Below are 26,161 nucleotides of genomic sequence, written 5' to 3' on the forward strand. Positions count from 1 at the left end.
AACTAAGCTATATAATCAAAGTGCCCTTATTAGTTGTTCGTATAATAACATCTCTTTATCGTTGATCGCTTTATTATCATGATAATGTCCAAAATACCAACGTTTAAAATCCGTATTTATTATGATTTTTTCTAAATAATCTATTAATAAACTATCTTTTTTAACAAAAGAATATATAGCATTTAAACTTACTAAACCACTCAAAATCATGGTGTAAATTGAATTAAATGGTATAAAGTGTATTCCTACACTAAATAAAATACCTGAAATTACATATTTTTCACCTTTATTACTCAATAAAATAAAAGATAACATGATACCTATCATAAGAATGATAAGAGAAGGAATAGAATAAAATCGACTATTTGATGATACATTCAAATATGTTTTTATAGGATTGTTAGTCATTAACATAAGTATTCCTAAAGTATAAAGGAAACCAAATGCCATCCATGCATATTTCATTTTACTTGTTTTATAATATACTAAACACATCAAAAACATTGATATACCCATAATGATTAAAAATAACCCTATCACTCCTTCTTTACCCTGCACCTTATTTTCCTCCACTTATTCCATTTATTTTATTATTAGCTCTATTATGACATCTTCTAAAATAGAAAACAAGATTAAAAAAACGGCATTCATATTTGAATACCTAAAATCGCATAAACTATAAGTTAAAAGCTAAAGCTCATACCTTGTTCCATGTGAGAGTAACAATCCGTCTGTTATTTCTACACATAAAATTATAGTATTTTCATCATCAAAATCATTATGCCCATTGTCTATCCACTCAGAAAATACATCTTTCAATTTCTCGGCAATTCGATAATTTTCATCTTTCCCGAAATATCCTAAATTTATACTCTTTCCATGTGCTATAAACCATTCACCAGCTATTGCAACAGTAGAGTTACTTTCTATATGCTTCATTTTATTTGAAAGTGCATATGTAATAATATAAAATGCACCATTCTCATAATAGGCATTTACATAACGCACAAAAGGCACCTCATTTTCTACAGTTGCTAATGCAATGATGGTATCTTTTCCAAAGCGTTCAATCATTATTTTTTCAGCGTCTTCACTCAATTTTTTCACAAGGTCATCTCCTCTACCAATTCTAATTTATTTCTCTGCATATGGACAAATATCTATTTTGGAATAGCATTCTTTTGAGATTTGTTTATTATCCCAAAAGCATAACTTATTTACTGTTGTAGTAACTTCGTTATCACATTTTCTATATTCCATGATAAGCATAGTCCCTCAATGCTTAAATCAAGCGCCCAAAGGGTGCACAGAATGCTCAACTACTTACTTATCACCATTGAAGTGGCGGACTTTTGCCTACTTTTGGTTAAAATATATATCTATAAATATAAGTCGTAAATAACGATTTTGTCTGTATATTCACCATCTACTATACTGTTGATGGCTAATGTTTTATTTTTATGACTATATGCTAGAAAATTTGTCGGTATAATATTATCAATAAAATTTATAGACATATCTTTCAAATCTAAATAGTAGAGCTTATCTTTAATACAATACAAAATTTTTTGTATATATTTATTATATGTATAGCTGTTAAATTCTTCATGTTCATCCTTGCAATAATCTGATATTTTTATTTCTTTTAATATAGATTTTAAGTCTTTAGATAGAACCATAAGCTTAGATTTTGTTAGAAAAATCAGCATATTCAATTCTTGAATGCATTGTATACTTCTATATGCATTAATATTTTCTTGGTTAAAATCAATTTCGCTTATTGAAAAATCTGAAATACGGATTAACCCCAATTTTTGAATATACTTATTTTTTTCAAGATAAGTTACGATAAATCTTTCTTCATCATATTCATGAATACTGTAAATATGATAATCTTTGAGATGATGATATTCTGTTTCTTTTGTAAGATACTCATAAATTACAAGCTCATTTGAATACGCTTCATGAAAACAAATATACTTCGAGGTAAAACAAATGGGATTTACAAGGGGCAATCTTAATTTCTTTGTTATCTTTTCAGCACTGAAATCTTTTAGATCAAGTTTATAGACATCATTATTTTCTGATGCAAGTATGGCGATATTCCAATCATCATTGAAATATACAAATAAACCAATTTTATAGGTTGTTTGTATTTCCGATAAATCCTCAAGATTAAATAATGCAAGTTTGCCTCTTTTTTTATAGGCTATATAATCCTCATGATGATTTCCTAAAATGATTCTTCCCTTTACAATTTTTTTGATTTTCATATGTGTTTTCCTTTTTATGATTAAATACGTAGCCTCAAATATGCAATCTATGATATTACAAACATACCGTAGTTTAGCTAAAAGGGTATTTGATTTTAGCGGTATTTATATAACTCCCCTACGTTTTGCTTCTTCGATTAATTTAGGTTGAATGAAAGGATAAGTCCAATCTTTCACTAAATCGTCTATTAAAATGATTTTTTCTATTTCACTATGTATTTCTTCAAATGAATAAATATCCGCATAATAAAGCATTCCGAATGTTTCATCATTCACATTCTCATTTACTCTGGTTTTTCCTTTCACAGAGTACACGCAAATAGGCTTCATCGTAAAATCTACGGCACCAGTTTCTTCTTTTAACTCACGTTTCGCAGTATCTAAAATCAGTTCATTTTTTTCTCTGTGTCCGCCAGGTACTTCATAAGTATTTCTATCCTTATGCTTACAAAATATCCATTGCCCATTTGACTTAGAAATAATAACTGCAAATTTTAATAATCTATCATCTACATTATCATAAAATTTAACTTCAATCATTTTTCTACCTCCAATAATTCTAATTTACCAAGTATACTGTCTTATTGTGCGTATTGCTTTTTGCCTGTCTTTAAAAATTAAATTCTGCATACTATCATCATATATTTTCTCATATTTTCCAATGCCTCAAGAATAACATCTATTAACTCCGGTTTATATTTTGCTATCATAACCACATCTTTAATACATTGTCTTGCTGTAATTGGTTTTTCATCTTCGATATGTTTAAGCCACTCATCAATAATATTATTCACTTTATTTTCAATATCCCATTTTGCATTATAAGCAATCAATCGTAATCCTCTTGTACGAATATATGATTTTGTACGATCATTCATCATCTCAACAAACTTATCGAAATATGGATATTCGTCATTACACTTCTCACTTATTTTCAACAGCTCTTTCAATATTTTATATGCTTGTTTATTATCTGTGCAAACAAGCTGTTCAACTTGTGCGTCTAAATTCATTTTTATCATCTCCTGGACTTTATAAAAATTCAAGTTCATCTTTCTTATACCATTATGACATTTCATGAATGAAAACACAAGATTTTAAAACAGTATTCATTTTTGAACACCTATAAACTATACAGCTTGCGGTTTGGCTATGGATAAACGGTTCTGATGAAGGCAAGGCTGTTATAAAAATAGTATCACTATTTTCTTAAAACCTAGCGTTTTGTTTCATACTGTGTCTCAACAGATGAAAGCTAGGCTTGTTCAATATTGATCCTCACAAGGATAACTTGTATCATTTTTCATATCCTAAATTCAAAAATAGTTTAAAAAAAATAATTAAATCTTATGAATGAAACTTGAATACGTCTAATAAATCATCACATAATCTTACGTCAACTTTACATCACAAATTACTTTACTTTGTTAACAGTTTGTTAACTATTGGTGACCAACCTATAAACCACCACAAATTCTTCTATATGCTTTAAAGATTCATTTTACATTAAAAAAATCCGGGATCATTATCCTATCACAATTATAGTGAGCAAAGTCACTGTTGCTTTCTCTATGCGATTTTACGTAACTCGATGAATTAAGTTTCCTTTGACTCTATTTGATTTTCAAAAATATGTTTCTATTGGTGTTTTTAATTATCGCACTCCTTTGACTATAAAATAAAGAATGTTATAATTATGAAAACCAATCTAATTAGAATTTGTGGAGGTATGATATGCTTAAAACTGAATTCGGAATTGTAGAATATTTTGATAATGGTGAATATGTTATAGATGAATCCATCGAACTTATTTATATTGATGAAGATAAGTACATTAATGATTGGTGGAATAAACTTCTAACAATAAAAACTTATTTTCATAATTTGGATAGGCCAGCGCAAGCGCTTGCTAGGTGGGGGATCACTTTAATTCCGCCTGAGTCTTTACCAGCATTTCAAGATATTATTCTCTCAGATAAAAGAATAAATGAAGATACACATCTGGTAGAACTGGCAAATTTAATAAGTATGGCAATTGATAATAATAAATTTATAATACATTTTGGAGTATAAAAAGATGTAGACAAATTCCAGTTTATAGGTATAAACAAAATACTCATTTTTTTGGAAAGGAAGAACATGAATAACGAGATTATAATTTTTAAAAGATGGATAATTAGTATTAGAAGTCAATGTTAGCGAGAATAGAGAAACAGTTTGGTTAACACAGGATCAAATGACAGATTTATTTAAAGTAGACAGAACAAGAATCACAAGACGTATTTTATCTATAAAGATAATGAATTATCTATGGATTTAACATGTGCGGAAAACGCACTAGTTCAAGGCGAAGGTTCACGTAAAATCAAAAGAAAAATAAAATTCTATAATCTTGATATGATAATTTCTGTTGGATATCGTGTTTAATCTAAGCGTGGTATAACATTTAGAAAATGGGCTACTAGTATTTTAAAGGATTATATGATTCAAGATTACACTATTAATCAAAAACGTCTTGAAGCATTAAATAAAACTATAGAAATACAATCTCGAATTATTGCTAATGCCTTAGAAATCGATGAAAAAGATGTTTATGATGTTGTTATGGCATATACTGATGCTTTAAATCTTCTAGTTGATTATGATCATGGATGCATTAAAAAACCTGAAGGAATTCTTTCAACATACACACTAACCTACAAAAAATGTCGAGCGCTTATTGATCATATGAAAATTCATAAAATCACTGAATATGAAAAAAAGCCCTTAAATAAAGGCTTCTTCTCATTTTTGTAGTCTTCTTTAAGAAACAATAATGACTATCATCTGCATAGCTTTTCATAATCAAGACTTCCTTACTTATTCTTCAACTACTTTTTTCAATGCACAAGCTAACTGATCGGCACACGAAGTTCTTCGTATGTTAATGTTACAGTTAATTCTGCTGCATTTTGAGATAATCCATTCTGCCATCATACCTTTTATCTACTACTGAACAGGAGGAAATGGATTCTCTGCTGATGTGTATTCATCAGGAATCGCTTCGCCTTTGAATAAGGCATCACCGTTTCGTACTAAAATATCTTTTCCGATTTCCGTTGCCCAAACACTGTGTCCTGATTCGGGTGCAATTACAAATTTTACATCATCAAAGTATTTGCTGTACTGATGATGAATCTGCCACGGTACAACGCCAAATTCAGGCTGGACAACCAAAACAGGCGGCGTGTTCTTATTTTTAAGGCTCTCAGTGAAATCAGGTGAGCTTTCAAGTGAAGCTGTGTTAAGTATATTGGAAAGATAATTCATGTGCCGTGTGGGTTTTCCACCTTCTGCAAAAGAGTTTGTAGCGAAACTTGTCATAATGCTCATCATATAATCGTATTCCTCACAGCTTCCGTAAGGAATATCATTCTTGCCCATCAGTTTCATCAAATTCATTCCGTACAATATGCGTATCAACTGTCTCGGAGATGTATAGTCCGTTATCGGCGACGGCTCTACGTTTGACGGATTGCTGCGGACATCTTCTACGGTGTTCATAAATGCCGTGTCATTTTCCTGACCGGGACAATTGGCGTCCATAGAATAAATAGGGGCTGTATCAACAGAGAGATAGGCGTTTACCTGTTCAGGGTATTGTTCAATAAATCTCGCAACTACATTACCGCCGTAGGAGGAAGCTATAAGGCTCACCTGTTCCATATTGTAGTGCTTCATAATATCGTTTATAACTTCAACCTCGTGAGTCATTGAATAAGCAGAGGTTTCTTTCGGCAAAGGCGACTTGCCGCAGCCAATGGGATCATAGGTATAAACGGTATAGCCGAGTTTTGCGTATTCATCAAGATATAACTTTGTGCTGTGTGACGGATAACCACCCGGTCCGCCAGTAACAAAAAGGATTGGATCTTCACTGTTCGGAACATCAGGCTTATGCACATACACTGCAATTTCATCGCCGGTATGAATTTTAATGTATTCAGGCTCAAGTCCGTAACCGTTAACAACCGTCCTAGTGCTTTCAAATGTATCTACGGGAATCCAAAATACAACTATCATAGCTACCGCAAGAACTGCTGTTGTAACAGCAGCAAAAATCGGCTTTTTCACAGGGACAGATTTAAACATCTTTCTGCGCTGCCTGTTTAGAAAGAATGCCACGGCAAACGCAAGCGTAATGGAGAGGATTACGGCGATATATTCATTTGTGGGATAGACAAGCAGACTGAAGCAAAGAATCGCTGACAGCACGGTCAGAATTGCAAAAAATGCTCCAGTTAAAAAATTCAGAAAACCTTTTAAGTATTTCATTTCGTTACCTCCAAGTGATTTGTCAATTGCAGTTTACCGCATCATTCTTAAGACAGATTGTGAGTACTCTTAAGATTTCTTAAGAAACAAAAAAATCCGCTGATTTAGCGAATTTTCGCATTACTATACAATAGGTAATGTAATTTCAAAAGCAGTGCCGTCTGCCAATTCTCTCTCTAAAAGCGTAATGTTTCCGTTATGCGCTTCAATAATTTTCTTTGCGATAGAAAGTCCCAAGCCTGAACCGTAATTACTGCGTGAAGCTTCACCTACTACAAACGGTGCAAAAATTGTATCACGCAATTCTGCCGGTATGCCTGCGCCATTATCGGATAAAATAATGCAAACTTGCTTTTCATACGGCGTAAGACACACAGAAAATGTCGTGCCTTTCTGATTGTGCTTGATACAGTTATTTACGATATTATCAAGGGCACGCCGAAATGCTGCGGTGTCAATACCGCACATAATATGTGTTTCAGGTATATCAACCTTGACTGAAAATCCTGCCAATTCCAGCTCGGCATATCTGTCCGCTACATAGTCACGAAGCGTATTGCAGATGTCCTCCGAGACTAAATTAAGCACATAATCAGGATGCTCCATTTTGCTATACTCGTAAAAGGTATTAATCAATTCATTGAGATTGCCCGCTTTTTGCTCAATAATTTCTAAATACTGCGATTGCTGTTTGTGAGGAATCACACCATCGTGCAAAGCTTTGGAATATCCTTGAATGACCGAAATAGGTGTCCTTAAATCGTGGGAAATATCAGCAAGCATTTTCTGCCGTCCCAGTTCTAATTTCTGCCGTTCTTGTTCGCTTTGGTGCAGCCGTTCGGAAAGAGAATGAAAGCTGTCAAAGATTTCCACAAACTCTTTTGGACCTCTGTAAGAAGTATGCTGACTTTCTCCGTTTTCTAAATGATTCAGTTCTGAACACAGTAGCTTTAACGGCTTGCTTATTTTCTTTTTCAGAAAGATAACAAATACAAATATAATCAGACAATAGACCAAAAGGCATAACAAAATAAAGTCATAAACGGAACGCTCAAGCGCTTCTGCCGTTTCAGGGCGTGCAGGGTTGCCAAATAATAGCATTGTATATGTCTTGCCGTCCGTAGTTACGAAAGAATGCTTTTTAATGCTATATTCGGGAGTAAAACTGTCGGAGAGCAAACGAACTTGTTTTGCAGTAAGCGTATCCATCGGCAAATCGCCTGGCTGATAAAGAATGGTATTATCTTTATCTAAAATATATATTCTGAAAATATCCTTACCCTCATGCTTTTCCAAAATAGATATGGATACCTGCCGCTGTCCGTCGGCTGTAATCATTTCTTTGCTTATAATTTCAGGCGCAAGGCTGTATTCAGAAATGCAGGCAATATCATTTTTATCAAAGCTCGTTACAGGCAGAGCCTTACCATTTTGATAAATTGGCTGATACTGATCATCAACGATAAGAATTCCGCCTTTTATACCTAATATCTGTTTTATAGGAAAGTCATTAAACCGCTCTTGCTCTAAAACTTCATTGTATTCTAAAATCTGTGACGGTTCAATTCCTGCTACAATACCATTCATTTTTTGCAGCAAACCGATAAACAAACCTGTCAAAAACAGCAGCAAAATCAGCGTAAGTAAAATATAATTTTTAAGCAGAAGCGTAAAAACACTGCCACGCTTATTCGATTTTTTCAATCTTATATCCCACCCCTCTTACATTTTTGATATAACGGGGAGCTTTTGGGTCTTCCTCGATTTTCTCACGCAGATGAGAGATATGTACCATCATTGCATTTTCATAATTATCATAATACTCGCCGTTTATTGCCATACAAAGCTGTGACTTTGTGTAAACACGCCCAGGAGATTGCATTAAATATGCAAGGAGCTTGTATTCGTTCGGCGTTAAAATAATTTCTGTCCCGTTTTTTCGTAAAATCCATTTTTCTGTATCCAATGCAAGTTCTCCCAGCGTGATAACCGAAGAAACGGGTTCTTCCGACGACGCAGGATTCAACTGATAAAATCTGCGGAGATTTGCATTTACCCTTGCAACAACCTCCAGCGGATTAAACGGTTTTGTCATATAATCGTCTGCCCCGAGATTCAGTCCTAAAATCTTATCCGTATCCTCTGTTTTTGCAGTAAGCAACAAAATAGGCATATTATACTCGCTACGAATTTTTTGGGTAAGGGCAAAGCCGTCCATTTTCGGCATCATAATATCTAAAACAGCAAGGTCAATCTTCTCAGCTTGGAGTAGCTGCCAAGCAACTTCGCCGTTCTGTGCTGTCAAAACCTGAAATCCACTGCTTTCCAAGTAAATTTTCAACAGATTCAGAATATCGGCGTCATCTTCAGCTACCAGAATTTTACGATTCATATAGCTTCACCTCTTTGCCGTCAGCCTGTATTTTTCTTCGTCTGTCAACAGGCTTGCCAGCCACTTTGGGTATCAGCCAAGTATTGCCCATTTTGACTGCGCCCTCAATTCGATTACTGTTACAATACTGTAAAATCCGTCTATCTGATATGCCCCACTTAGCGGCGGCTTCTTTCGTGGTAATGTAATCCATATCGCACCTCCTGCATAATAATGTTATATTATACTTCGTTTCTCCGAAGTATGCAAGATGCTAATAAAAAACTATCGCTTTATATATAGGGGATTACACAGCACTTTACAGCCACTTTTTCTATTTCAGATATTTTTTCACCAATCCTATCTATTAAAAATACCCTCTACAAATTTCACACCTTTATGCTTTCTACACAATCATTCTATCGCACGGATAAAACAATGTCAGCGAGGAATTGAAATTTTACGTCAACTTTACGCCAAAAATTACGCCAGATTTTACGCCAAATTGTTGCTTATTTGCTGCTTATTTTCCACCAACTGAGCCACTTTTTCCAAATTTTATAGCACTTCTCCCACTTTTTATAAAAATTCATAAAATCACTGAATATGAAAAAAAGCCATTAAATAAAGGCTTTTTCTCGTTTTTGTAGTTTTCTTTTGCTCTCTTAAGAAACAATAATAACTATCTCTTAGAGAACTGTGGAGCACGACGTGCTGCTTTTAATCCGTATTTCTTACGTTCTTTCATACGAGAGTCACGTGTTACGAATCCAGCTGCTTTTAATGCAGGACGATAGTCTGCACTAGCTTCCATTAAAGCACGAGTGATACCATGGCGCATAGCTCCTGCCTGACCTGTGTATCCTCCACCTTGAACGTTGATTTTGATATCAAACTGATCTAAAGTTTCTGTTAATTCTAATGGTGAACGAACAACCATACGTAAAGTTTCTAAAGGTAAGTATTCTTCTAATGTTTTACCATTAACAACGATGTTACCTTTACCCGGAGTCATAAAGACACGAGCAACAGAAGTTTTACGGCGTCCTGTACCATTGTAAGTTACTGTATTTTTCTTAGCTGCCATTTCTTATTCCTCCTAACCTTTGATTTCCAGCTCAACTGGTTTCTGAGCTGCATGTGGATGTTCATTACCTGTGTAAACAAATAAGTGTTTACGCATTACGTCACCTAATTTAGTGTGAGGCAACATACCGTAAATAGCTTTTTCAACCCATTCAACAGTATAGTTTTCCTTCATTGTACGTGCAGTACGTGTACGAAGTCCTCCAGCGTAACCAGAGTGGTTGTAGTATTTTTTAGTATCAAGTTTGTTTCCTGTTAATTCGATTTTGTCAGCGTTGATAACGATAACGAAATCTCCACAGTCAACGTTTGGTGTGTAAGTAGGTTTGTTTTTTCCTCTTAACACAGATGCTACTTCAGTAGCTAAACGACCTAAAGTCTTTCCTGTTCCGTCTACAACGTACCAAGTACGTTCTACTTCAGCAGGTTTTGCAAATGTTGTTTGGCGCATGTTCTTTAAACTTCCTTTCCTATGTAGTTTCCGGGGCTACAAAGGCATAAGTGCCTATTTAATAGTTTATATTTAAATTGGCAAGAAGTCAACTAAAACTTTCAGTTTTTTCAATAAATTCATGTTTTTTTGTGAATTCTATGTATATATACAAAAGAAGCGCCGAGGGAATAGCGCTTCTTCTGTAAATTATAGTTTTAAAAAGGGAGAAAGTATGAATTTTTTGAGGGGAAATTATCATACCGCAAGTGGCTTTACCTCACTTGCTGACTATAGTATAACAAATACTTTACGTACAAGTTTGTAGGAATTATGTTAGATTATGTTGTTGTTAACTAACTTATTCAGACAATTATGTGAATACCTTTTTAACATAAACAAAAGAAGCACCTGAGGGGTGAGTGCTTCTTTTGTTCTATTATAATTTATTTTTTGAAAGGGAGAAAAGTATGAATTTTTTGAGGGGAAATTATCATACCTGCAAGTGGCTTTACCTCACTTGCTGACTATAGTATAACAAATACTTTGCGTATAAGTTTGTAGAAATTATGTTAGATTATGTTGAATGCAAATACAATTACATTTGAAATATGTGATAAGAAAAAGCACATAGATAAAACAAAAGAAGCATTGAGGGAAGTATGCTTCTTTTGCTTAAAATTATTATGTTTTTGAAAGGGAGAAAATATGAAATAATTTTTGAGGGGAAATTATCATATTTTAGCAAGTACCTTATCTCACTTGCTGACTATAGTATAAACTAGCGTTATAAGAGAATTTTGTAGAAAATATGTAGAAGTATGTGAAAAACAAAATTAATGTTTTTCTGGCAGCTTATCGATAATATTCATATCCAAAGATGTTAAATAAGCAATCGCTTCATCTCTGTATCGATCATTCATCATCGCTTTAGGTTCATGTGCATCAACACCAATGATTACATCATTTCCAACATGTGCAGCAATTTCCCAAAATTTAGGATGTGGATAATGTGTCACATTCATCACATCATTATATAATGCCCCATTCAGATTATATTCTAAAGGAATATGCAAATGTTTTGCTGCCTCACATAATCGCACACTTTTCTTTTCCGCAAGCTCATCGAACTTACGTCTACCATGCATAAATAAATCCGGGTGTGCAAGATATGCATATAATCCTGTTTCCATTCCCTGAATTGCTTCATCAATATAGGCTTTCAACATATGATCATATTCACATTCCGTGCCAAAATATATACGCTTTTCATCAGTCTTATAATAATGATTTCCAAATATAATATAATCTAAGCCTTTTGCTTCTTTAAATTCTTCTAACCATTTCATATACTTAGGAAAATATTCACATTCCAATCCGATTTTAATACTAATTTGATCTTTATATTTATCTCTCAATGCCGCAATGGATTGATAATAATCATCAAACTGGGATAATGGCATACGCATATGTGCCACAAAATCTGAATCATATTTCCATGGGCAATGATCAGAAAATCCAATTTCTTCATATCCTCCCTCAATGGCTGCTAATACATATTCTTCATCACTACCAGAAGCATGCATACAGCGTTTGGTATGCATATGATAATTTGTCTTTCGCATAATCTCACCTTATTCCTTCTTATCGGCTATTATTATATCACAAAAACGCAGAATCATTAGAAAAAAACTATCCTTTCAGATAGTCCTCTTCATTATAAAATACTTCTATTAAGTATAATCCCTGTGGGTCTGCTTTATATCGACAGGCATGTTTATCTTTGGCGTTCAGCATGTCCTGTATCTGTTGTTTTGTGATTCTGTGTTTTCCGGCTTCAATGAGAGTCTGTGCAATCATGCGTACCATATAACGCAAGAAACCTGTACCTATAAAAATCATCTGGATATGGTCTTGATGGGCAATGACTTCCAGCTTTCGTATGGTCTTGACTCTTGGTTTTCTAGGGTCGATTTTATTGCTGGTAAAGCTTGTGAAATCGTGTTCTCCCAAAAATACCTGTGCACATTCCTGCATCATGGATATATCCAGTGTTTTCCATTCTTTCCCCATGTAGCGCTCGTAAAAAGGATTTTTGATATCATTGGTTACCAAATAGTCATATCGCTTTCCAAAGGCGTCAAAACGCGCGTGAAAGTCATCTGATGTCTGATATACATGTTGTATACGGATATCTGATGGCAATAATGAATTCATTGCTCTGGTAAAATGGAAATCATCCAATATACGATCACTGTCAAAGTGAAACACCTGGCCTTTTGCATGTACTTTCGCATCTGTTCTGCCACTGGCGATAATTGGTGTATCATAACCGTTGATTTTTAATAACACATTTTCTATTTCTTCCTGTATCGCATTGGTATTGGTTTGTTTCTGCCAGCCTCCATAAGCGAAGCCATCATAACTTACAATTGCCTGATATCTCATAATAGAATATTTAAAGTAATCATAACTGCCAGAATTACCACGCTGCCGCATAACAGGATATAATCCTTCGCATACATCTTCAACTGCTGGTATCTGGTTCTTTCACGATCTGGTATATAGCCACGTGCTTCCATGGCATACGCTAAATCTTCAGCTCTTTGGAATGCAGAAACAAACAATGGTACGATCAGGGAAAGGATTGCACGAATTTTTTCCATTAATTTTCCTTCTTCGATATCTACACCACGACTTGCCTGGGCTTTCATGATTCGCTGTGTTTCTTCTATCAAAGTTGGAATAAAACGTAATGCAATGGATATCATCATAGCGATTTGATGCGCAGGTACATGAATAACCTGAAATGGTTTTAACAGGTCTTCGATTCCCAAGGTAAGCTGTAAAGGCTTGGTTGTTGCTGTTAAAATCGTGGTAACCATAATCATCAATGCCAGACGAATAACGATATATAATGTCTGGGACAAGGCACCACTATATATATGAAAGCTGCCAATGGAAAACAGAATACTTCCATCCTTGATCACCAACAAGTTGATGATTAACAAGAATACCAGCATGAATAACATTGGTTTCATACTTCTCCACAAAAAGCTTAACTTTAATTTTCCCATAAGCGCAATGGCAATGACAACTGCCCCAATGATCGCATAACCGATATATCCAGCATCAATAAAGATGGCAATCATCACAAACAGCATCGCCATGATTTTGGCACGGGGATCCATCTTATGAATGATAGAATCTAAGGGAAGGTATCTTCCTAATGCGATATTATCCACGAGCCTTCACCTCCTTTGCCACCGCTTCAGCTAATGCTTCGATATCCAGAATGGATGAATCGATTTGAAAGCCTTTGGCACGCAGTTCTTCACGTAAACGAATCACTGCCGGTGGGTTGATTCTTAACTCTTTTAATAAATTTATATTTTCAAAGAACGCTTGTACATCACAATGTTTTTTGATATATCCATCTTTTACGACTACCACACGGTCACAATAGTTTAATACATGCTCCATATCGTGTGTTACGATTAATACTGTTTTATGATATTTGGTATTCATATCCTGAAACAGCTGCATCATATCTTTTGCGCCTTGTGGGTCTAGTCCAGCTGTTGGTTCATCTAATACAAGGACACTTGGATCCATCGCCAAAATACCGGCAATTGCGATTCTTCGTTTTTGCCCTCCTGATAAATCAAATGGGCTTTTTTCCATATAGCTTTCATCTAAGCCAACAACTTTTAATACATCTTTTGTTCTTTGCAATGCTTCTTCTTCACTGACACCAAAGTTTTTTGGTCCAAAGCTGATATCTCTTGCGATAGTTTCTTCAAATAACTGGTATTCTGGAAATTGAAAAACCAATCCCACCTGTTTTCTTAAGGCCTTTAGATTTTTAGGTTTCTCTTTGGCGATAATTTTCTTATCTAATATCTCAATTTCTCCACCCGTTGGCAGCAATAAGGCGTTTAAATGCTGTACCAGTGTACTTTTTCCACTGCCTGTTTCTCCGATAATGGCAGTGACTTTTCCTTCCTGAATATCTAAATCTATACCTTTTAATGCCGCATATGAGAATGGTGAATCGGCTTGATAGGTATGTTCTACTTGTCGAAATGTAATCGGCATACTTCATCCACCAACCTTTCCATTGTTGTACAGGCCTCAATTTCTATGCCTTGTTTCTGTAATGCTTTTGTGAACTTTAATGAAAAAGGAATATCTAATTTTAAATCAATCAGTTTTTCTTCCTGTAATAAGATTTCTTCGGGTTTTCCATGCATGACAATTCTACCATCATCCATGACAATGACATCATCACTATGTGCAACTTCTTCTATATCATGTGTAATAGATATAATTGTCATTTTGCTTTCTTTATGAATTTCCTGAATCAGTTCATTAATTTCAGCCTTTCCTTGAGGATCCAGCATACTTGTGGATTCATCAAAAATAATGATTTGAGGTGACATTGCCAGCACACCAGCGATTGCGACACGCTGTTTCTGTCCGCCAGATAGTTTGGTAGGTTCACTGTTCATATAAGCACTCATGTTTACCTTTTGCGCAAAACGTTCAATAATTGGCTGCATCTTACTTGTTTCTACCTGATGATTTTCTAAACCGAACGCAATATCATCTGCCACGGTTGCGCCAATAAACTGGTTATCCGGATTTTGAAATACGATACCGATTTTATCACGGATATCATAAATATTTTCTTCAGTTAATGCCTGATCATCTACATATATATTGCCGCTTTCTTTTTCTAATAAACCAATCAGCAGCTTTGCAATCGTGGATTTTCCACTTCCGTTATGGCCGATAATCGTTGTATAGCTTCCATCTTCAACTGAAAAAGATACATGGTTGACTGCATTTCTTTCTCCATCATAAGAGAATGTTAAATCTTCTACGCGTATTTTATCCATATTGATCACCTCAACGTAATAGCTTTTTTATTATACAACGAAACATGGTGGAAAACAACAAACAGCCCCCTTTAAAATCAGGCGTTTTCTTAAATTGTCATCACAGCTGTCATGATAGCGTTACCAATACATTATATCAAAAAAATATAAGGAACTTATTCATTCCTTATATCTTACTTATCGCTTTCTTATGGGAAATTGTATCTCTGTGAGCCATAGAGATGGATCATCTTTATTCCATATCCCATCAATATAGGATTCTCTTTGGTATCCAATGATTTCATAACCATTTTCTTCAATATAGCGAACGATTGCTTCATAGGATTGTGGCAGGGTTTCATATGGTCCTTTATGCAGCACACAGGCAGCCATTTCTACTGGTGGCAGCTGTTTAAATTTTAAATCCCCATGGCTTGGCTTTTCTTCCACGACTGCCTGACAGATTTCTACCTGTATATCATTTTCCTTATATCCTTCATCACAATACATGGTAAAACAATAATCAGGCTCTACACATTCACATTCTGCGTTCTCCATTTCTACTCCCATTGCGGGCATAAAGTCAAATAGCTGCGCATAGCCGGATAATCGTACAGACATATAAGCTATGGTTACAGCAGGCAGCGGTTTCAAGACCACATGGGCAGGTTTCCTTGTATCTTCCTTCATCAGATAGCTTTCGATACTGGCAATACGATCTGTCATATGACTGATTTCTTTCAACAGCTCATGTTTCTTTTTCTGAAGATACAGCTGCTCATTTCCTCCTTGCAGGATAGCATGAATTTCTTCTAATGAAAATCCTATATCCTTGAGTGCAATGATCTGATGTAAATGAGGCAGCTGCTTTGATGTATAATAGCGATATCCATTCGTATCATCTACAAATTCTGGTTTTAATAAGCCTATTTCATCATAGTGTCGAAGGGTTTTAATGGTGACACGATTCATTTGCGCAAATACGCCAATGCGATAATACTGTGGTGGTTCTTTTTGGATACATTTTTTTTGAATACTCATAAAGGCCTCCTTATTCCCAACGGAAGTGTTTGACAGCTAAAACCAATGATATCACAGTTAATATCATTATAAAACATATAGAATAGATGGTTTGTGTGGTTATGGTATCAAAAGCAATCGCTTTTAATATTTTGATTCCGTGTGTTAATGGCAGTACATTAGATATCTTTTGCAGGATGGATGGAAAGATTTCATAAGGGATACTTGCGCCAGATAGAAACAGCATAGGAAAATAAACAATACTGCATAATACATTGGTTGTTTTTATGTTTGGCGATAATGCTGAAATCAATAATCCAATACTGTACATGCTGAATAAAACAACAAGATATGCAAGGATGAATAACAGGATATTGCCTTCCATTCGATAATGGAAAAATATAATAGCACATATAGTTATGATACAGGCAGAAATGATTGCTGTCAATGCGGATAATAATGCTTGTGCTAATAATAAAAGTTTCGGACTGATAGGCGTCACAAAGAAATGCTTTAAGATTTTTTTATCGCGATAATCTGATAGTACAGTTGGAAGTCCCATAAACGCTGTAGCGCATATGCCTATCGTCAAAATTGATGAAAAAACACTGTCTAAAAAAGTATAATTCCCAGTTTGTACTTGTTTATCGCCGGCTATCCAGGCAATCAGAAAGAAAATCCCTACTGGCATGATGATGCCAAAGAAGATAGGATCCGGGCAGCGAAAGCCTAATTTTCCTTCAATTTTCAAAAGTGTCATAAAACGTTTCATTTTGATTCCTCCTTCATATAATATAGATAAGCTTCTTCCAGATTAGGCTTTCCACTATCTTGTATAATTGTATCAACAGTTCCTTCTTTCACCATTTTTCCATGTGCTAATAATAAAACACGATCACAAAGATATTGTGCTTCTTCCATATAATGAGTTGTTAATATCATTGTCATTCCTTGTTGCTTCAATGTTTTTAAAGTTTCCCATACTTCACGTCTTGCTTCTACATCCAGACCTGTTGTTAATTCATCTAAAAACAATACTTGTGGATCTGGTATTAAAGCAATCACAATGGATAGTTTTTGACGTTCTCCTCCAGACAGCTTTTCCACAAACTGATTGTCATATGAGGAAAGATGAAACTGGTCTAATAATGCACGATAATCTTGTGGTCGCTTATATAAAGCTGCTGTTTCTTCACATACCTCCTGTACTTTGATATTGTTTTGATAAGATGAGGATTGTAATTGTACACCAATTCGTTCAAATAGCTGTTTTCGATGCTGACAGGCATTCTTTCCAAATATTGTGGCATTTCCTTTTTCTGGACGATGTAATCCCAGTATACATTCAATGGTTGTGGTTTTTCCAGCTCCATTATGTCCTAAGATTCCATAAACCTCGCCTTGTTTTACCTCAAAAGAAAGATGGTCTACGACAATACGATTCTGGTATTGTTTTGTTAAGTCATGTACTTCTATCACATTTTTCATAATTATTTCTCCTTACAGTTACAGATTACAGCCTCCTGTAAGGGGAGAGTCAAGTGTTTGTAAAAAGAAAAAGATGAAGTTATTTTTCATCTTTTGATTCAAATAAAACTGCATCTTTTTTACGATATAATTTTCTAGAAACGACAAAGCCTTTATTACTTTTAAATTCATTGTTTAAGAAGTCATAATATGCGCCAGGTGAAATAATGCCACTGAGATCCACCAGATGCAGACCAATCACTTTTAATATATTGGATAAGAAATACACACAGTTGCTGGAAACTACGAAGAATGTTTTTAGCTTTCCTGATTTGATTTTGTAAAATTTGGCATCTGGAGAGGTTCTGGTCACGCGGCTCAGATAATCATCACACTCTCCTTTATAAGGCATGCCCATGCGTTTTAATTCTTCATCGCTGTGGAAGTCATAGAATGTAGAGAATACTTCTAAAAGGCGCTCGTTTAATTTTTCTTTTTGTATTTTGGTTAATGCGATTCCAAAACTAATTAGGATTTTGTTTTCATTTTCTAAACAATTATGCAAATAGGTATCTTTGGGCGCGATAATGACTACGCCATCCCCCATTGTGCCAAATAAATGACGATTATTAGGATCGTAACAGCCATAACTAATGACCAATCCTCGATAAATCATATCCGCATGTCCCATCATTGCAGGACCACTAGGTGCCAGATGAATCATTACTTCCATATCCACAGGAATATCTTCTTTGATAGCATCAAAATGTTCTTTGATTTGATCTTCTTTATCCTTATTTAATAATGTTCGCATAAGATGTGGTGGAATAATGACAGACATTGCCGGAGGAACGCTTAAACGAATTTTATTATCCAGTTTATCTCCACTGCCGCTTGGCAAAATTTCACGGATAAAATCTAATATGGCATTTCCTCCATAAATCAAGAAATATCCACCCATACAAATAGAGATTACTTCTTCATGTTTGACTGGAGAAATGATCAGGAAAAAGCTCATAATCAAATCGCCAAGTAAATAGAAAACACTGTGGGCAGGAATTGGCAGATGATCTTGTTTTTTTATCCACATAACAATAATTTTCACAATCGCATGTAATAAAATCCAGGCACCTACGAAACGCGGCAGCATCATAAAGAATGTCTGTGGATAGCTTAAAGAAATTACCACAGCGATAATCCATGCGATAATATCGATTGTTTGATGCAGGCGACTGTCTACTTTACGGAAGTTGATTATCAAGTTGCATAAACGAATAATGCCTATGATCGCAACACCAATCACAAAGGTCGTATATAACCAGTTCCAGACAGCTATAGAATCAAAAATAAAAGAAAAACCAAGTACACAGAAAAATGTACCTGTCGCAAACATCGTAAAATAATTCATATTCTTCTTAAACATGCCGCTCCCTCTTTCATCCTTGTAATACTATATATTATAACGGAATTATGAATAGAAAGGAATATTCAATATAAAAATAAAAAATTACAGGATTGAAAGAATTTAGCCCTGTAATTCTTGAATATATGTATCTAACACTTTTTAATCTGTAAATTGGCATGCGATTTTCATAAATGCCATCCTTTATGAAAAAGGATACTTTTCAGTATCCTTCAACTAATTAATAAACGACTTTACTTGTCCATCCTTCATAAACACCATGATACATTGCCGCAATATCAGCAAGATAGAACATGTTGTCATATAGTTTTTCTTTATTGATTGCCGTTATGTGTAATACCATTAATTGGTATTCTTCATCGCCATTGGTAATGACGAACCCTTTATTAATCACTGTATTTTTGAATCCTTCTAAATCTTCCATATTCGTGAAATTGATTCTATGCTGTACAGGACGTTCATGATTATGCACATCGCCATCTTTTTCTAATTCTTCGATAACTGCATCAGCATTTGCACGAATTTCTTCTAATTGTGAACCATTCAAATGTGGATAACGTTCATCTTTTGCTTCTTCTACATCATCTTTTGGTTCTTTTAATGCTTCTTTTACATCCTCTGCTTTTTCATGGGCAGTGTCTACAGCATCTTCGATATGAATTTTAAAAGCTTTTGCGGCATCTTCTACATGCTCTTCAATATTGTCACTTACATCCTCCATCAATTCTTCTGTACGTTCTTCTAAATTTTTTGCTTTTTCTTCTACATTTTCTTTTACTTCTTCTGCTTTTTCCACGACATTTTCACAGCAGCTTGCAGGATCACTGATTGGGCCTTCTTCTAATGTTTCTTCTTCATCTTCTAACAGGCCTTGATCTAAATCAATAATCTGCTTTTGTTCTTCCTTTTTCATTTTGTATGCAACAAATGCAGCTGCTCCAGCCACGACACCCAGAATCGGTAGTATTTTTTTCATTATGGTCACCACTTTCTTTTCTTCTATTGTATCACAAAAAGTTTAAAATGATACATAAAAACCGAAGAAAAATCTTCGGTTATTTCTTTTTACTGATTCCAATGCCATCCCCTTGTTCAAGGAATGTCGTATCAAAATCATCTCTTGATTTCAGATAATTGATAAATCTTGATATTTTACCTACCAACTGACGCAGATTACGACTGGTTGCCGTTTCTGGATGTTCCACAAAGCCATGAAATTTAAGATTATCTGTGATAATGTATCCACCCTGGATCAATAATGGTTCATAACGTTCAAAGAAACGAATGTATTGTGCTTTTGCGGCATCAATGAAAATCATATCATAACTGCCTTGGATATTAGCTTCCAAGGCATCCCCATACAATAAAGTGATCTGATCTTTATATTCACTTCTTGCGATATACTCTTTTGCTTTTTGATATCGTTCTTCATCTCGTTCTATGGTTGTGATATGAATATTTTTATCTAACATTGCCATACGAATTGCAGAATATCCGATTGCACTTCCAATCTCAAGGATACTTTTTAATTGATGTTCTTTTATGAATGAACACATGAATGTGATACCTTCCTGTTGCATGATGGGTACATCTTTTTCTAATGCATATTGTTCCATTTCTTCTAATAATGTCATATTTACACCTTACTTTATAATTTCAATATCTTTGATGATTTTACTTGTACGATCATATAAGTCCTGAATTGTTACTTTCTGCCCATCTACACCATTTAGTCCATGTTTAGCGGCTAGCTCATCTGTATAATCACTGAGTTTATATACTGTAAAATCTTTTCGTGTGTTTAAGATATCTTTTGCATCACCTGTATAGTGTGTGATTAATGGTTCCCATTTTACATCTTCGATTTGTATTTTTCCGCTTTTATTATCTTTCACAAAATTGAAACGGATCATTCCAGATAAAACATTGTTTACATCCAGCATACCACTTAAAAAATTTCCCAGGGAATAAATTACTAATGTATGATTACCATCTTTGCCATCTACCCAGTTTACAGGCTGTATGACATGCGGATGTTCACCAACGACAACATCAACGCCTAAATCAGCGAATAGCTGCGCATACTTTTTCTGGAAATCGGTAGGAGCACTTACATTTTCATCACCCCAGTGTGCAGACACGATTACAACATCGCTAACTTTTTTCGCTGCAGCTACATCTTTTTTTATTTGTTCTTCATCAAAATAAGCTACACTGTACTCATGTGGTGGTTCTATCCCATTGGTTCCATATGTATAAGCTAAAAATGAAAATTTTATGCCTTTTCGCTCGATTACTCTGATTTTGTTTCTATCTTCATTGGATGTGTATGTTCCTGCTGTTACGATACCTTTTTGTTCAGACCAGATTTTACTTGAATGATCAATACCTGCCTGATACATATCCAGACAATGATTGTTTGCAGTGTTGACTAAGTCAAATCCAGTTGCGGCAACATCACGAGCAACCTGATCTGGAGAATTAAAGGTAGGGTAACCGGAAATACCTAAATCATCTCCACCAATAATAGACTCTTGATCAATATAGGCTATATCTGCATTCTCTACATCTTTTTTTACATGTTCATACATAGGAGTAAAATCATATGTTCCATCATTTTCACTCCCTGCGGCTTTATCTGCCTGTATATAAATCATTTCATGGATCAGGTTGTCCCCAACTCCAATAAATGATACTTTGGTTTTTTCTTCATCTTTTTTCTCTGGTTCTTTCTCAGGCGCTGATGTCTGAGTGCTACAGGCAACCAGCATCAGGCTCATTAAAATCATCATTAATTTTTTCATATTATTTACCTGCTTTTCTTGCGATATATTCATCTAATGTCAATCCTTGTTTCGTAATCTCCTCTGCGGCATCTTTTCCTACATAACGTAAATGCCATGACTCATAGTTATAGCCAGTAACTGGAACTTTATCCTCTTCATAACGAAGGATAAAGCCATATGCATTGATATGATCTAAAAGCCATTGATAATGTGGAGATTTTTCAATTTCATTGAAGTTTTCATTATCTAGTGTTACATCCACTGCCAGCCCACTGTTATGTTCACTCTGCCCAGGTCTTGCATAATATTGATCTGCGTAATCCTTACCTTCTGTGTTTGCATAATAATCATATAGATTTTTTTGATATGCAAAACTGCGATAACTTGCGATTGCTTTGATATTGATACCTTCTTGTTTACCAGCTTTGACCAGTTTTTCAAAGGCTTCTGCGACTTCTTTTACCAAATATTGTGGTTCACTTTGACAAGAGTAATCTTCGCCAATCACACATGCATTAGGTGTTGGTGTTAAATCCTCAGGTTCATAGCCATCTGGTAATTTATGATATTTGTTAATCAGCATCAATGGATTTTTCGTATCCTGGATAGTATCCATATTTGTGAAATATGGCTGATCCAAACCTATGTTTACATATGTTACTACATCTTCTACAGATTTTTTCTGATCATCATAAGCAATATATCGATCGGTTAATTTATCTTGATAATAGGACAATTTCAGAAATTCATTAATACGTTCTGCCTGATAGCCTGCTTTCACAAATGCAGTTACCTGATCTAAGTGTGATAGATTTTCATCTACCGCACAATAGATGCTTCCTTTATCTTTAATCAAATCATCTTTATTGGCTTCCAGTACCAACGCATTGTCACATGATTTTGTGTCTGTAACACCATATTCTTTTGTTTTATCTGATGAGCTGCAAGCGCCTAGTAATAAAGCAACACAACTTAAATAAATCATTCTTTTTTTCATTTTATTTTACCTCGCGAATACTATTATACCAATAATTTGGCGGTTTTCTTTACAAAATCATTAATTTTTAATTAATCTGTAAAAATTCTTCCAACGTAAGACCACTTGCGTAAACCTGCTGTGCCACATCTTTTCCTAAATAACGAACGTGCCATGGTTCATACATATAGCCTGTGATACTTTCTTTTCCTTCTGGATATCGAATGATAAATCCATAGGTATGGGCATTTTGCGCCAGCCATTGTCCTGCTGGTGTATAACCATAATTGTTGTCAATACTGCCTATATCGAAAGCTAAGCCTGTTTGATGTTCAGAATAACCAGGACGTGCTGAATAGCGATCAGCGGCCTCTACACCATCACGTGCTACATATTGATTATATAAATCAGATTGATAATCATATGAGCGATAGCCGCTTATTAATGGAATTGAAAAGCCATTATCTGCAGCAGCTTGTTGAAGCTGTAGCAGTGCAGAATATGCAGTTTCATCATTACCATAACCATAATCTCGTGGTAAGGCATGGTGTTTATTAACAACGAGAATTCCATTTACAAAATATGGTTGATTTGTTTCATTTGGCTCTTGTTGTTTATTGTTTGACTGTTTAGATGGGTATTCATCGATTTGTTTTTCTTCGATTATCACTTCAAAAGACTTCTCTGCCTTATTTCCATTTTTGTCCACAGCGATTACTTTGCATGGATATGTGCCAGCTTTCTCTGCATCAATATTTCCCTCAAACCAATAACTATTCTTTTCTTTATTTTCATTATATGGGATGTTTCCATCGACAACATCTTTTACTTGCTTGATATTAGAAGCCATATTAAAATCAGCTCCATAAGGAAGTGTGATTTTAGATTTCTTTAATATAATTTCTGGTCTTTTTGTGTCTTTGATTTCTATTTCTGTTTGTATTTCTTTGGTGATTTTGTTATCTTCTAATTGATATAAAAGTTTTTGTTTACCAACTTTCATTACATCGATTTCTGGATATTTTAGTATAGCTCCCTTGACATTTTTCACTAGCTTTTTAGAGGTTGCATCATTGTCGCCGTATTCAATTACTTTATTTTCTATGAATTGTATATTCATTTCTTCATAAATCTTTTTGTTTCTAAAATCGTAATAGAAATAAATTCCAAGTATCGCAATGATGATAAGAAAAATAAGTAAACAAATCATGATCTTTAGTTTTCTGTTTTTTGATCTTTTTCTCATACGCATACCTCTCTTTCATTTCTATCATACTATAATTTCAAAAGAAAAACTATAAAAAAAGATGTGCATTACATTATACACACCTTTTGATTACTATTTTACTAATTCAATGATTGCCATTGGAGCTGCGTCACCACGGCGAACTCTAGTCTTAACAACTCTAGTATATCCTCCGTTACGATCTTTGTATGCAGGTCCGATTTCATCAAACAGTTTCTGTAAAGCTGTCTGACCTGTAGCTTCATCAACTACAACATCACGAACGAATTTTGCAGCCTGACGACGAGCGTGCAAGTCGCCACGTTTTGCTAATGTAATCAGTTCATCAACAACACTACGAAGTTCTTTTGCCTTCATTTCAGTTGTTTCGATCTGTCCATATGCGATTACGGATGTAGCCATGTTACGAAGCAATGCTTTACGGTGGTCGGCTTTACGTCCTAATTTACGATTCCACATTGGTATTTAACCTCCTTAGCGATTCTTATTCATATGATTTGAAGCTTAAGCCTAAATCATAAATCTTATCTTTAACTTCTTTCAATGATTTCTTTCCTAAGTTTCTTACTCGCATCATTTCATCTTCTGTTTTCTGTGTCAGTTCTTCAACAGTCTGAATACCTGCACGTTTTAAACAGTTGTATGAACGTACGGATAAGTCAAGGTCTTCAATCATCATAACAAGTCCTTTATTCTGAACTTCTCCCTGTGCTTCTTTCATTACAGAGTCCATATCATTTACTGCTTCATCAACACTTGTTAATAACTCTAAGTGATCAATCAAGATTTTTGAAGCTAATGCTAAAGATTCTGCTGGAGAAATAGAACCATCAGTCCATACCTCCAAAATTACTTTATCGTAGTTTGCATTTTGACCTACACGAGTAGGTTCAACATTATAAGCTACTTTTTCAATTGGTGTATAGATAGAGTCAGTATAAATTACTCCTAAAGGCTGATTAGGTGTCTGGTACAGTTGTTTGTTCGTGTCTGCATTCACATATCCACGACCAATACGAGCCTGTAATTCCATTTCTAACATTCCACCTTCTTCAAGAGTACAAATGTGTAAGTCTTTACTTAAGATTTCTACTCCTTCAGGACAGATGATGTCAGCGCCAGTCACTTCACCAGGTCCCTGTTTGGAAATTCTCAGGGTGTAGATTTCATCATCCTGAATTTCCATAACAAGGGTTTTGATATTTAAAATGATTGTCGTTACATCTTCTACAATTCCAGGAATTGCAGTAAATTCGTGGTAAACACCATCAACTTTAATTGAAAATACAGCGCCTCCTGGTAAAGAGGAGAGCAAAACACGTCTTAGTGCATTCCCAATAGTTGTTCCAAAACCTCTTTCCAGAGGCTCAAATACAAACTTACCGTAATGTTCTGAATCAATATATTCTTTTACTTCAAAATGTGCACGTTCGAATTTTTGCATACGTTTACCTCCTCAAGTTTATAGGTCAATGATTAACCGCGTGGTCGTTTTGGTGGACGACAACCGTTGTGAGGAATTGGAGTTACATCGTTGATCATTGTAATTTCAAGTCCTGCTACCTGTAATGCTCTTACAGCTGCTTCACGTCCAGGTCCTGGACCTTTTACGTTTACAGAAATTGTTTTCATACCGTTTTCTATTGCTGCTTTACCTGCAGCTTCTCCAGCCATCTGTGCAGCAAAAGGAGTGGATTTACGAGAACCCTTGAATCCTAATGCTCCAGCACTTGACCATGCTACAGCGTTTCCATTTTCATCAGTAATAGTAACGATGGTATTGTTAAATGTTGAGTGGATATGAGCACATCCACGCGCAATATTCTTACGTGCCTTACGTTTACGAGCGCCGGCTTTTACATTCTTTGCCATATTTTACTTCCTCCTAT

At 34.9% G+C, this 26,161-nt stretch carries 30 protein-coding genes and 1 pseudogene; 2 read left to right on the forward strand and 29 right to left on the reverse strand.

Annotation, left to right across the window (positions count from 1 at the left end; translation table 11 throughout):
* Positions 1–15: 15 nt before the first annotated feature.
* From DW761_RS12190 to DW761_RS12210, 5 genes are all read right to left on the reverse strand, one after another.
* Positions 16–558, reverse strand: a complete 543-nt coding sequence (locus DW761_RS12190) for a hypothetical protein (RefSeq protein ID WP_117518335.1) — start codon at positions 556–558, stop codon at positions 16–18.
* Between the two features lie 132 nt (positions 559–690).
* Positions 691–1,107 (reverse strand): pyridoxamine 5'-phosphate oxidase family protein, encoded by a 417-nt coding sequence (locus tag DW761_RS12195; RefSeq protein WP_117518336.1) that lies wholly within the window; start codon positions 1,105–1,107, stop codon positions 691–693.
* A gap of 272 nt (positions 1,108–1,379) precedes the next feature.
* Positions 1,380–2,273: a hypothetical protein gene (locus DW761_RS12200; RefSeq protein WP_117518337.1), complete on the reverse strand. Its 894-nt coding sequence runs from the start codon at positions 2,271–2,273 to the stop codon at positions 1,380–1,382.
* A gap of 105 nt (positions 2,274–2,378) precedes the next feature.
* The gene (locus DW761_RS12205) at positions 2,379–2,813 is read right to left on the reverse strand and encodes an NUDIX hydrolase (RefSeq protein WP_117518338.1); all 435 of its coding nucleotides are present in this window, start codon (positions 2,811–2,813) and stop codon (positions 2,379–2,381) included.
* Positions 2,814–2,890: 77 nt separating this feature from the next.
* On the reverse strand, positions 2,891–3,286 hold the full coding sequence (locus DW761_RS12210) for a hypothetical protein (protein ID WP_233509605.1): 396 nt from the start codon (positions 3,284–3,286) through the stop codon (positions 2,891–2,893).
* A gap of 721 nt (positions 3,287–4,007) precedes the next feature.
* Between DW761_RS12210 and DW761_RS12215 the strand changes: the two genes are divergently transcribed.
* Both DW761_RS12215 and rhuM read left to right on the forward strand, forming a co-directional pair.
* Complete coding sequence (locus tag DW761_RS12215) at positions 4,008–4,346, forward strand: hypothetical protein (RefSeq protein WP_117518339.1); 339 nt, start codon at positions 4,008–4,010, stop codon at positions 4,344–4,346.
* Between the two features lie 237 nt (positions 4,347–4,583).
* Positions 4,584–5,069, forward strand: a pseudogene (gene rhuM, locus DW761_RS21760) (RhuM family protein).
* 63 nt (positions 5,070–5,132) lie between these two features.
* On the opposite strand, the gene DW761_RS21855 reads toward rhuM, so the two are convergent.
* The 24 genes from DW761_RS21855 to rpsK all read right to left on the reverse strand — a co-directional run bounded on the left by DW761_RS21855 (position 5,133) and on the right by rpsK (position 26,144).
* The gene (locus DW761_RS21855; RefSeq protein ID WP_117518342.1) at positions 5,133–5,249 is read right to left on the reverse strand and encodes a TSCPD domain-containing protein; all 117 of its coding nucleotides are present in this window, start codon (positions 5,247–5,249) and stop codon (positions 5,133–5,135) included.
* 12 nt (positions 5,250–5,261) lie between these two features.
* Complete coding sequence (locus DW761_RS12235; protein WP_117518343.1) at positions 5,262–6,587, reverse strand: alpha/beta fold hydrolase; 1,326 nt, start codon at positions 6,585–6,587, stop codon at positions 5,262–5,264.
* Positions 6,588–6,710: 123 nt separating this feature from the next.
* The gene (locus DW761_RS12240) at positions 6,711–8,291 is read right to left on the reverse strand and encodes a sensor histidine kinase (RefSeq protein WP_117518344.1); all 1,581 of its coding nucleotides are present in this window, start codon (positions 8,289–8,291) and stop codon (positions 6,711–6,713) included.
* Complete coding sequence (locus DW761_RS12245) at positions 8,275–8,979, reverse strand: response regulator transcription factor (protein WP_117518345.1); 705 nt, start codon at positions 8,977–8,979, stop codon at positions 8,275–8,277. Before DW761_RS12245 ends, DW761_RS12240 begins: the two co-directional genes overlap by 17 nt.
* A complete protein-coding gene (locus DW761_RS12250; protein WP_117518346.1) occupies positions 8,969–9,172 on the reverse strand; it encodes a helix-turn-helix domain-containing protein in 204 nt (67 codons plus the stop codon). Before DW761_RS12250 ends, DW761_RS12245 begins: the two co-directional genes overlap by 11 nt.
* Positions 9,173–9,640: 468 nt before the next feature.
* Positions 9,641–10,045 carry a 30S ribosomal protein S9 gene (gene rpsI / locus DW761_RS12255; RefSeq protein WP_117453423.1) on the reverse strand — a complete coding sequence of 135 codons (405 nt, stop codon included), beginning with the start codon at positions 10,043–10,045 and terminating at the stop codon, positions 9,641–9,643.
* A 12-nt stretch (positions 10,046–10,057) separates the two neighbouring features.
* Positions 10,058–10,495, reverse strand: a complete 438-nt coding sequence (gene rplM, locus DW761_RS12260; RefSeq protein WP_117453422.1) for a 50S ribosomal protein L13 — start codon at positions 10,493–10,495, stop codon at positions 10,058–10,060.
* Between the two features lie 815 nt (positions 10,496–11,310).
* Complete coding sequence (locus DW761_RS12265) at positions 11,311–12,099, reverse strand: histidinol-phosphatase (protein ID WP_117518347.1); 789 nt, start codon at positions 12,097–12,099, stop codon at positions 11,311–11,313.
* Positions 12,100–12,166: 67 nt separating this feature from the next.
* On the reverse strand, positions 12,167–12,925 hold the full coding sequence (gene truA, locus DW761_RS12270; protein ID WP_117518363.1) for a tRNA pseudouridine(38-40) synthase TruA: 759 nt from the start codon (positions 12,923–12,925) through the stop codon (positions 12,167–12,169).
* Positions 12,919–13,719 carry an energy-coupling factor transporter transmembrane component T family protein gene (locus tag DW761_RS12275; RefSeq protein ID WP_117453420.1) on the reverse strand — a complete coding sequence of 267 codons (801 nt, stop codon included), beginning with the start codon at positions 13,717–13,719 and terminating at the stop codon, positions 12,919–12,921. Before DW761_RS12275 ends, truA begins: the two co-directional genes overlap by 7 nt.
* Positions 13,712–14,572, reverse strand: coding sequence for an energy-coupling factor transporter ATPase (locus tag DW761_RS12280; protein WP_117518348.1), 861 nt, complete (start codon positions 14,570–14,572; stop codon positions 13,712–13,714). Before DW761_RS12280 ends, DW761_RS12275 begins: the two co-directional genes overlap by 8 nt.
* Positions 14,548–15,375 carry an energy-coupling factor transporter ATPase gene (locus tag DW761_RS12285; RefSeq protein ID WP_117453418.1) on the reverse strand — a complete coding sequence of 276 codons (828 nt, stop codon included), beginning with the start codon at positions 15,373–15,375 and terminating at the stop codon, positions 14,548–14,550. Before DW761_RS12285 ends, DW761_RS12280 begins: the two co-directional genes overlap by 25 nt.
* Before the next feature lie 177 nt (positions 15,376–15,552).
* Entirely contained in the window at positions 15,553–16,395 is an 843-nt protein-coding gene (locus tag DW761_RS12290) for a MerR family transcriptional regulator (RefSeq protein WP_117518349.1), read from the reverse strand.
* A 10-nt stretch (positions 16,396–16,405) separates the two neighbouring features.
* Positions 16,406–17,146, reverse strand: coding sequence for an ABC transporter permease (locus DW761_RS12295; protein WP_117518350.1), 741 nt, complete (start codon positions 17,144–17,146; stop codon positions 16,406–16,408).
* Entirely contained in the window at positions 17,143–17,862 is a 720-nt protein-coding gene (locus DW761_RS12300) for an ABC transporter ATP-binding protein (RefSeq protein ID WP_117518351.1), read from the reverse strand. Before DW761_RS12300 ends, DW761_RS12295 begins: the two co-directional genes overlap by 4 nt.
* A gap of 79 nt (positions 17,863–17,941) precedes the next feature.
* The gene (locus DW761_RS12305; protein ID WP_117453414.1) at positions 17,942–19,264 is read right to left on the reverse strand and encodes a hypothetical protein; all 1,323 of its coding nucleotides are present in this window, start codon (positions 19,262–19,264) and stop codon (positions 17,942–17,944) included.
* A gap of 220 nt (positions 19,265–19,484) precedes the next feature.
* A complete protein-coding gene (locus DW761_RS12310; RefSeq protein WP_117518352.1) occupies positions 19,485–20,240 on the reverse strand; it encodes a ribonuclease E inhibitor RraB in 756 nt (251 codons plus the stop codon).
* A gap of 79 nt (positions 20,241–20,319) precedes the next feature.
* On the reverse strand, positions 20,320–20,898 hold the full coding sequence (locus DW761_RS12315; protein WP_117518353.1) for an O-methyltransferase: 579 nt from the start codon (positions 20,896–20,898) through the stop codon (positions 20,320–20,322).
* A gap of 9 nt (positions 20,899–20,907) precedes the next feature.
* Positions 20,908–22,068, reverse strand: coding sequence for a CapA family protein (locus tag DW761_RS12320; RefSeq protein WP_117518364.1), 1,161 nt, complete (start codon positions 22,066–22,068; stop codon positions 20,908–20,910).
* A gap of 1 nt (position 22,069) precedes the next feature.
* Entirely contained in the window at positions 22,070–23,047 is a 978-nt protein-coding gene (locus DW761_RS12325) for a M15 family metallopeptidase (RefSeq protein WP_117518354.1), read from the reverse strand.
* A 67-nt stretch (positions 23,048–23,114) separates the two neighbouring features.
* Positions 23,115–24,272, reverse strand: a complete 1,158-nt coding sequence (locus DW761_RS12330) for a M15 family metallopeptidase (RefSeq protein ID WP_233513093.1) — start codon at positions 24,270–24,272, stop codon at positions 23,115–23,117.
* A 93-nt stretch (positions 24,273–24,365) separates the two neighbouring features.
* Positions 24,366–24,731, reverse strand: coding sequence for a 50S ribosomal protein L17 (rplQ, locus tag DW761_RS12335; RefSeq protein ID WP_117453410.1), 366 nt, complete (start codon positions 24,729–24,731; stop codon positions 24,366–24,368).
* Positions 24,732–24,756: 25 nt separating this feature from the next.
* Positions 24,757–25,716, reverse strand: coding sequence for a DNA-directed RNA polymerase subunit alpha (locus tag DW761_RS12340; protein WP_117453409.1), 960 nt, complete (start codon positions 25,714–25,716; stop codon positions 24,757–24,759).
* A gap of 32 nt (positions 25,717–25,748) precedes the next feature.
* Positions 25,749–26,144, reverse strand: a complete 396-nt coding sequence (rpsK, locus tag DW761_RS12345; protein WP_117453408.1) for a 30S ribosomal protein S11 — start codon at positions 26,142–26,144, stop codon at positions 25,749–25,751.
* Positions 26,145–26,161 lie beyond the last annotated feature (17 nt).

It is taken from the genome of Absiella sp. AM29-15 (assembly GCF_003434225.1).
In the GTDB taxonomy this organism is placed as follows: domain Bacteria; phylum Bacillota_I; class Bacilli_A; order Erysipelotrichales; family Erysipelotrichaceae; genus Hoskinsella; species Hoskinsella hominis.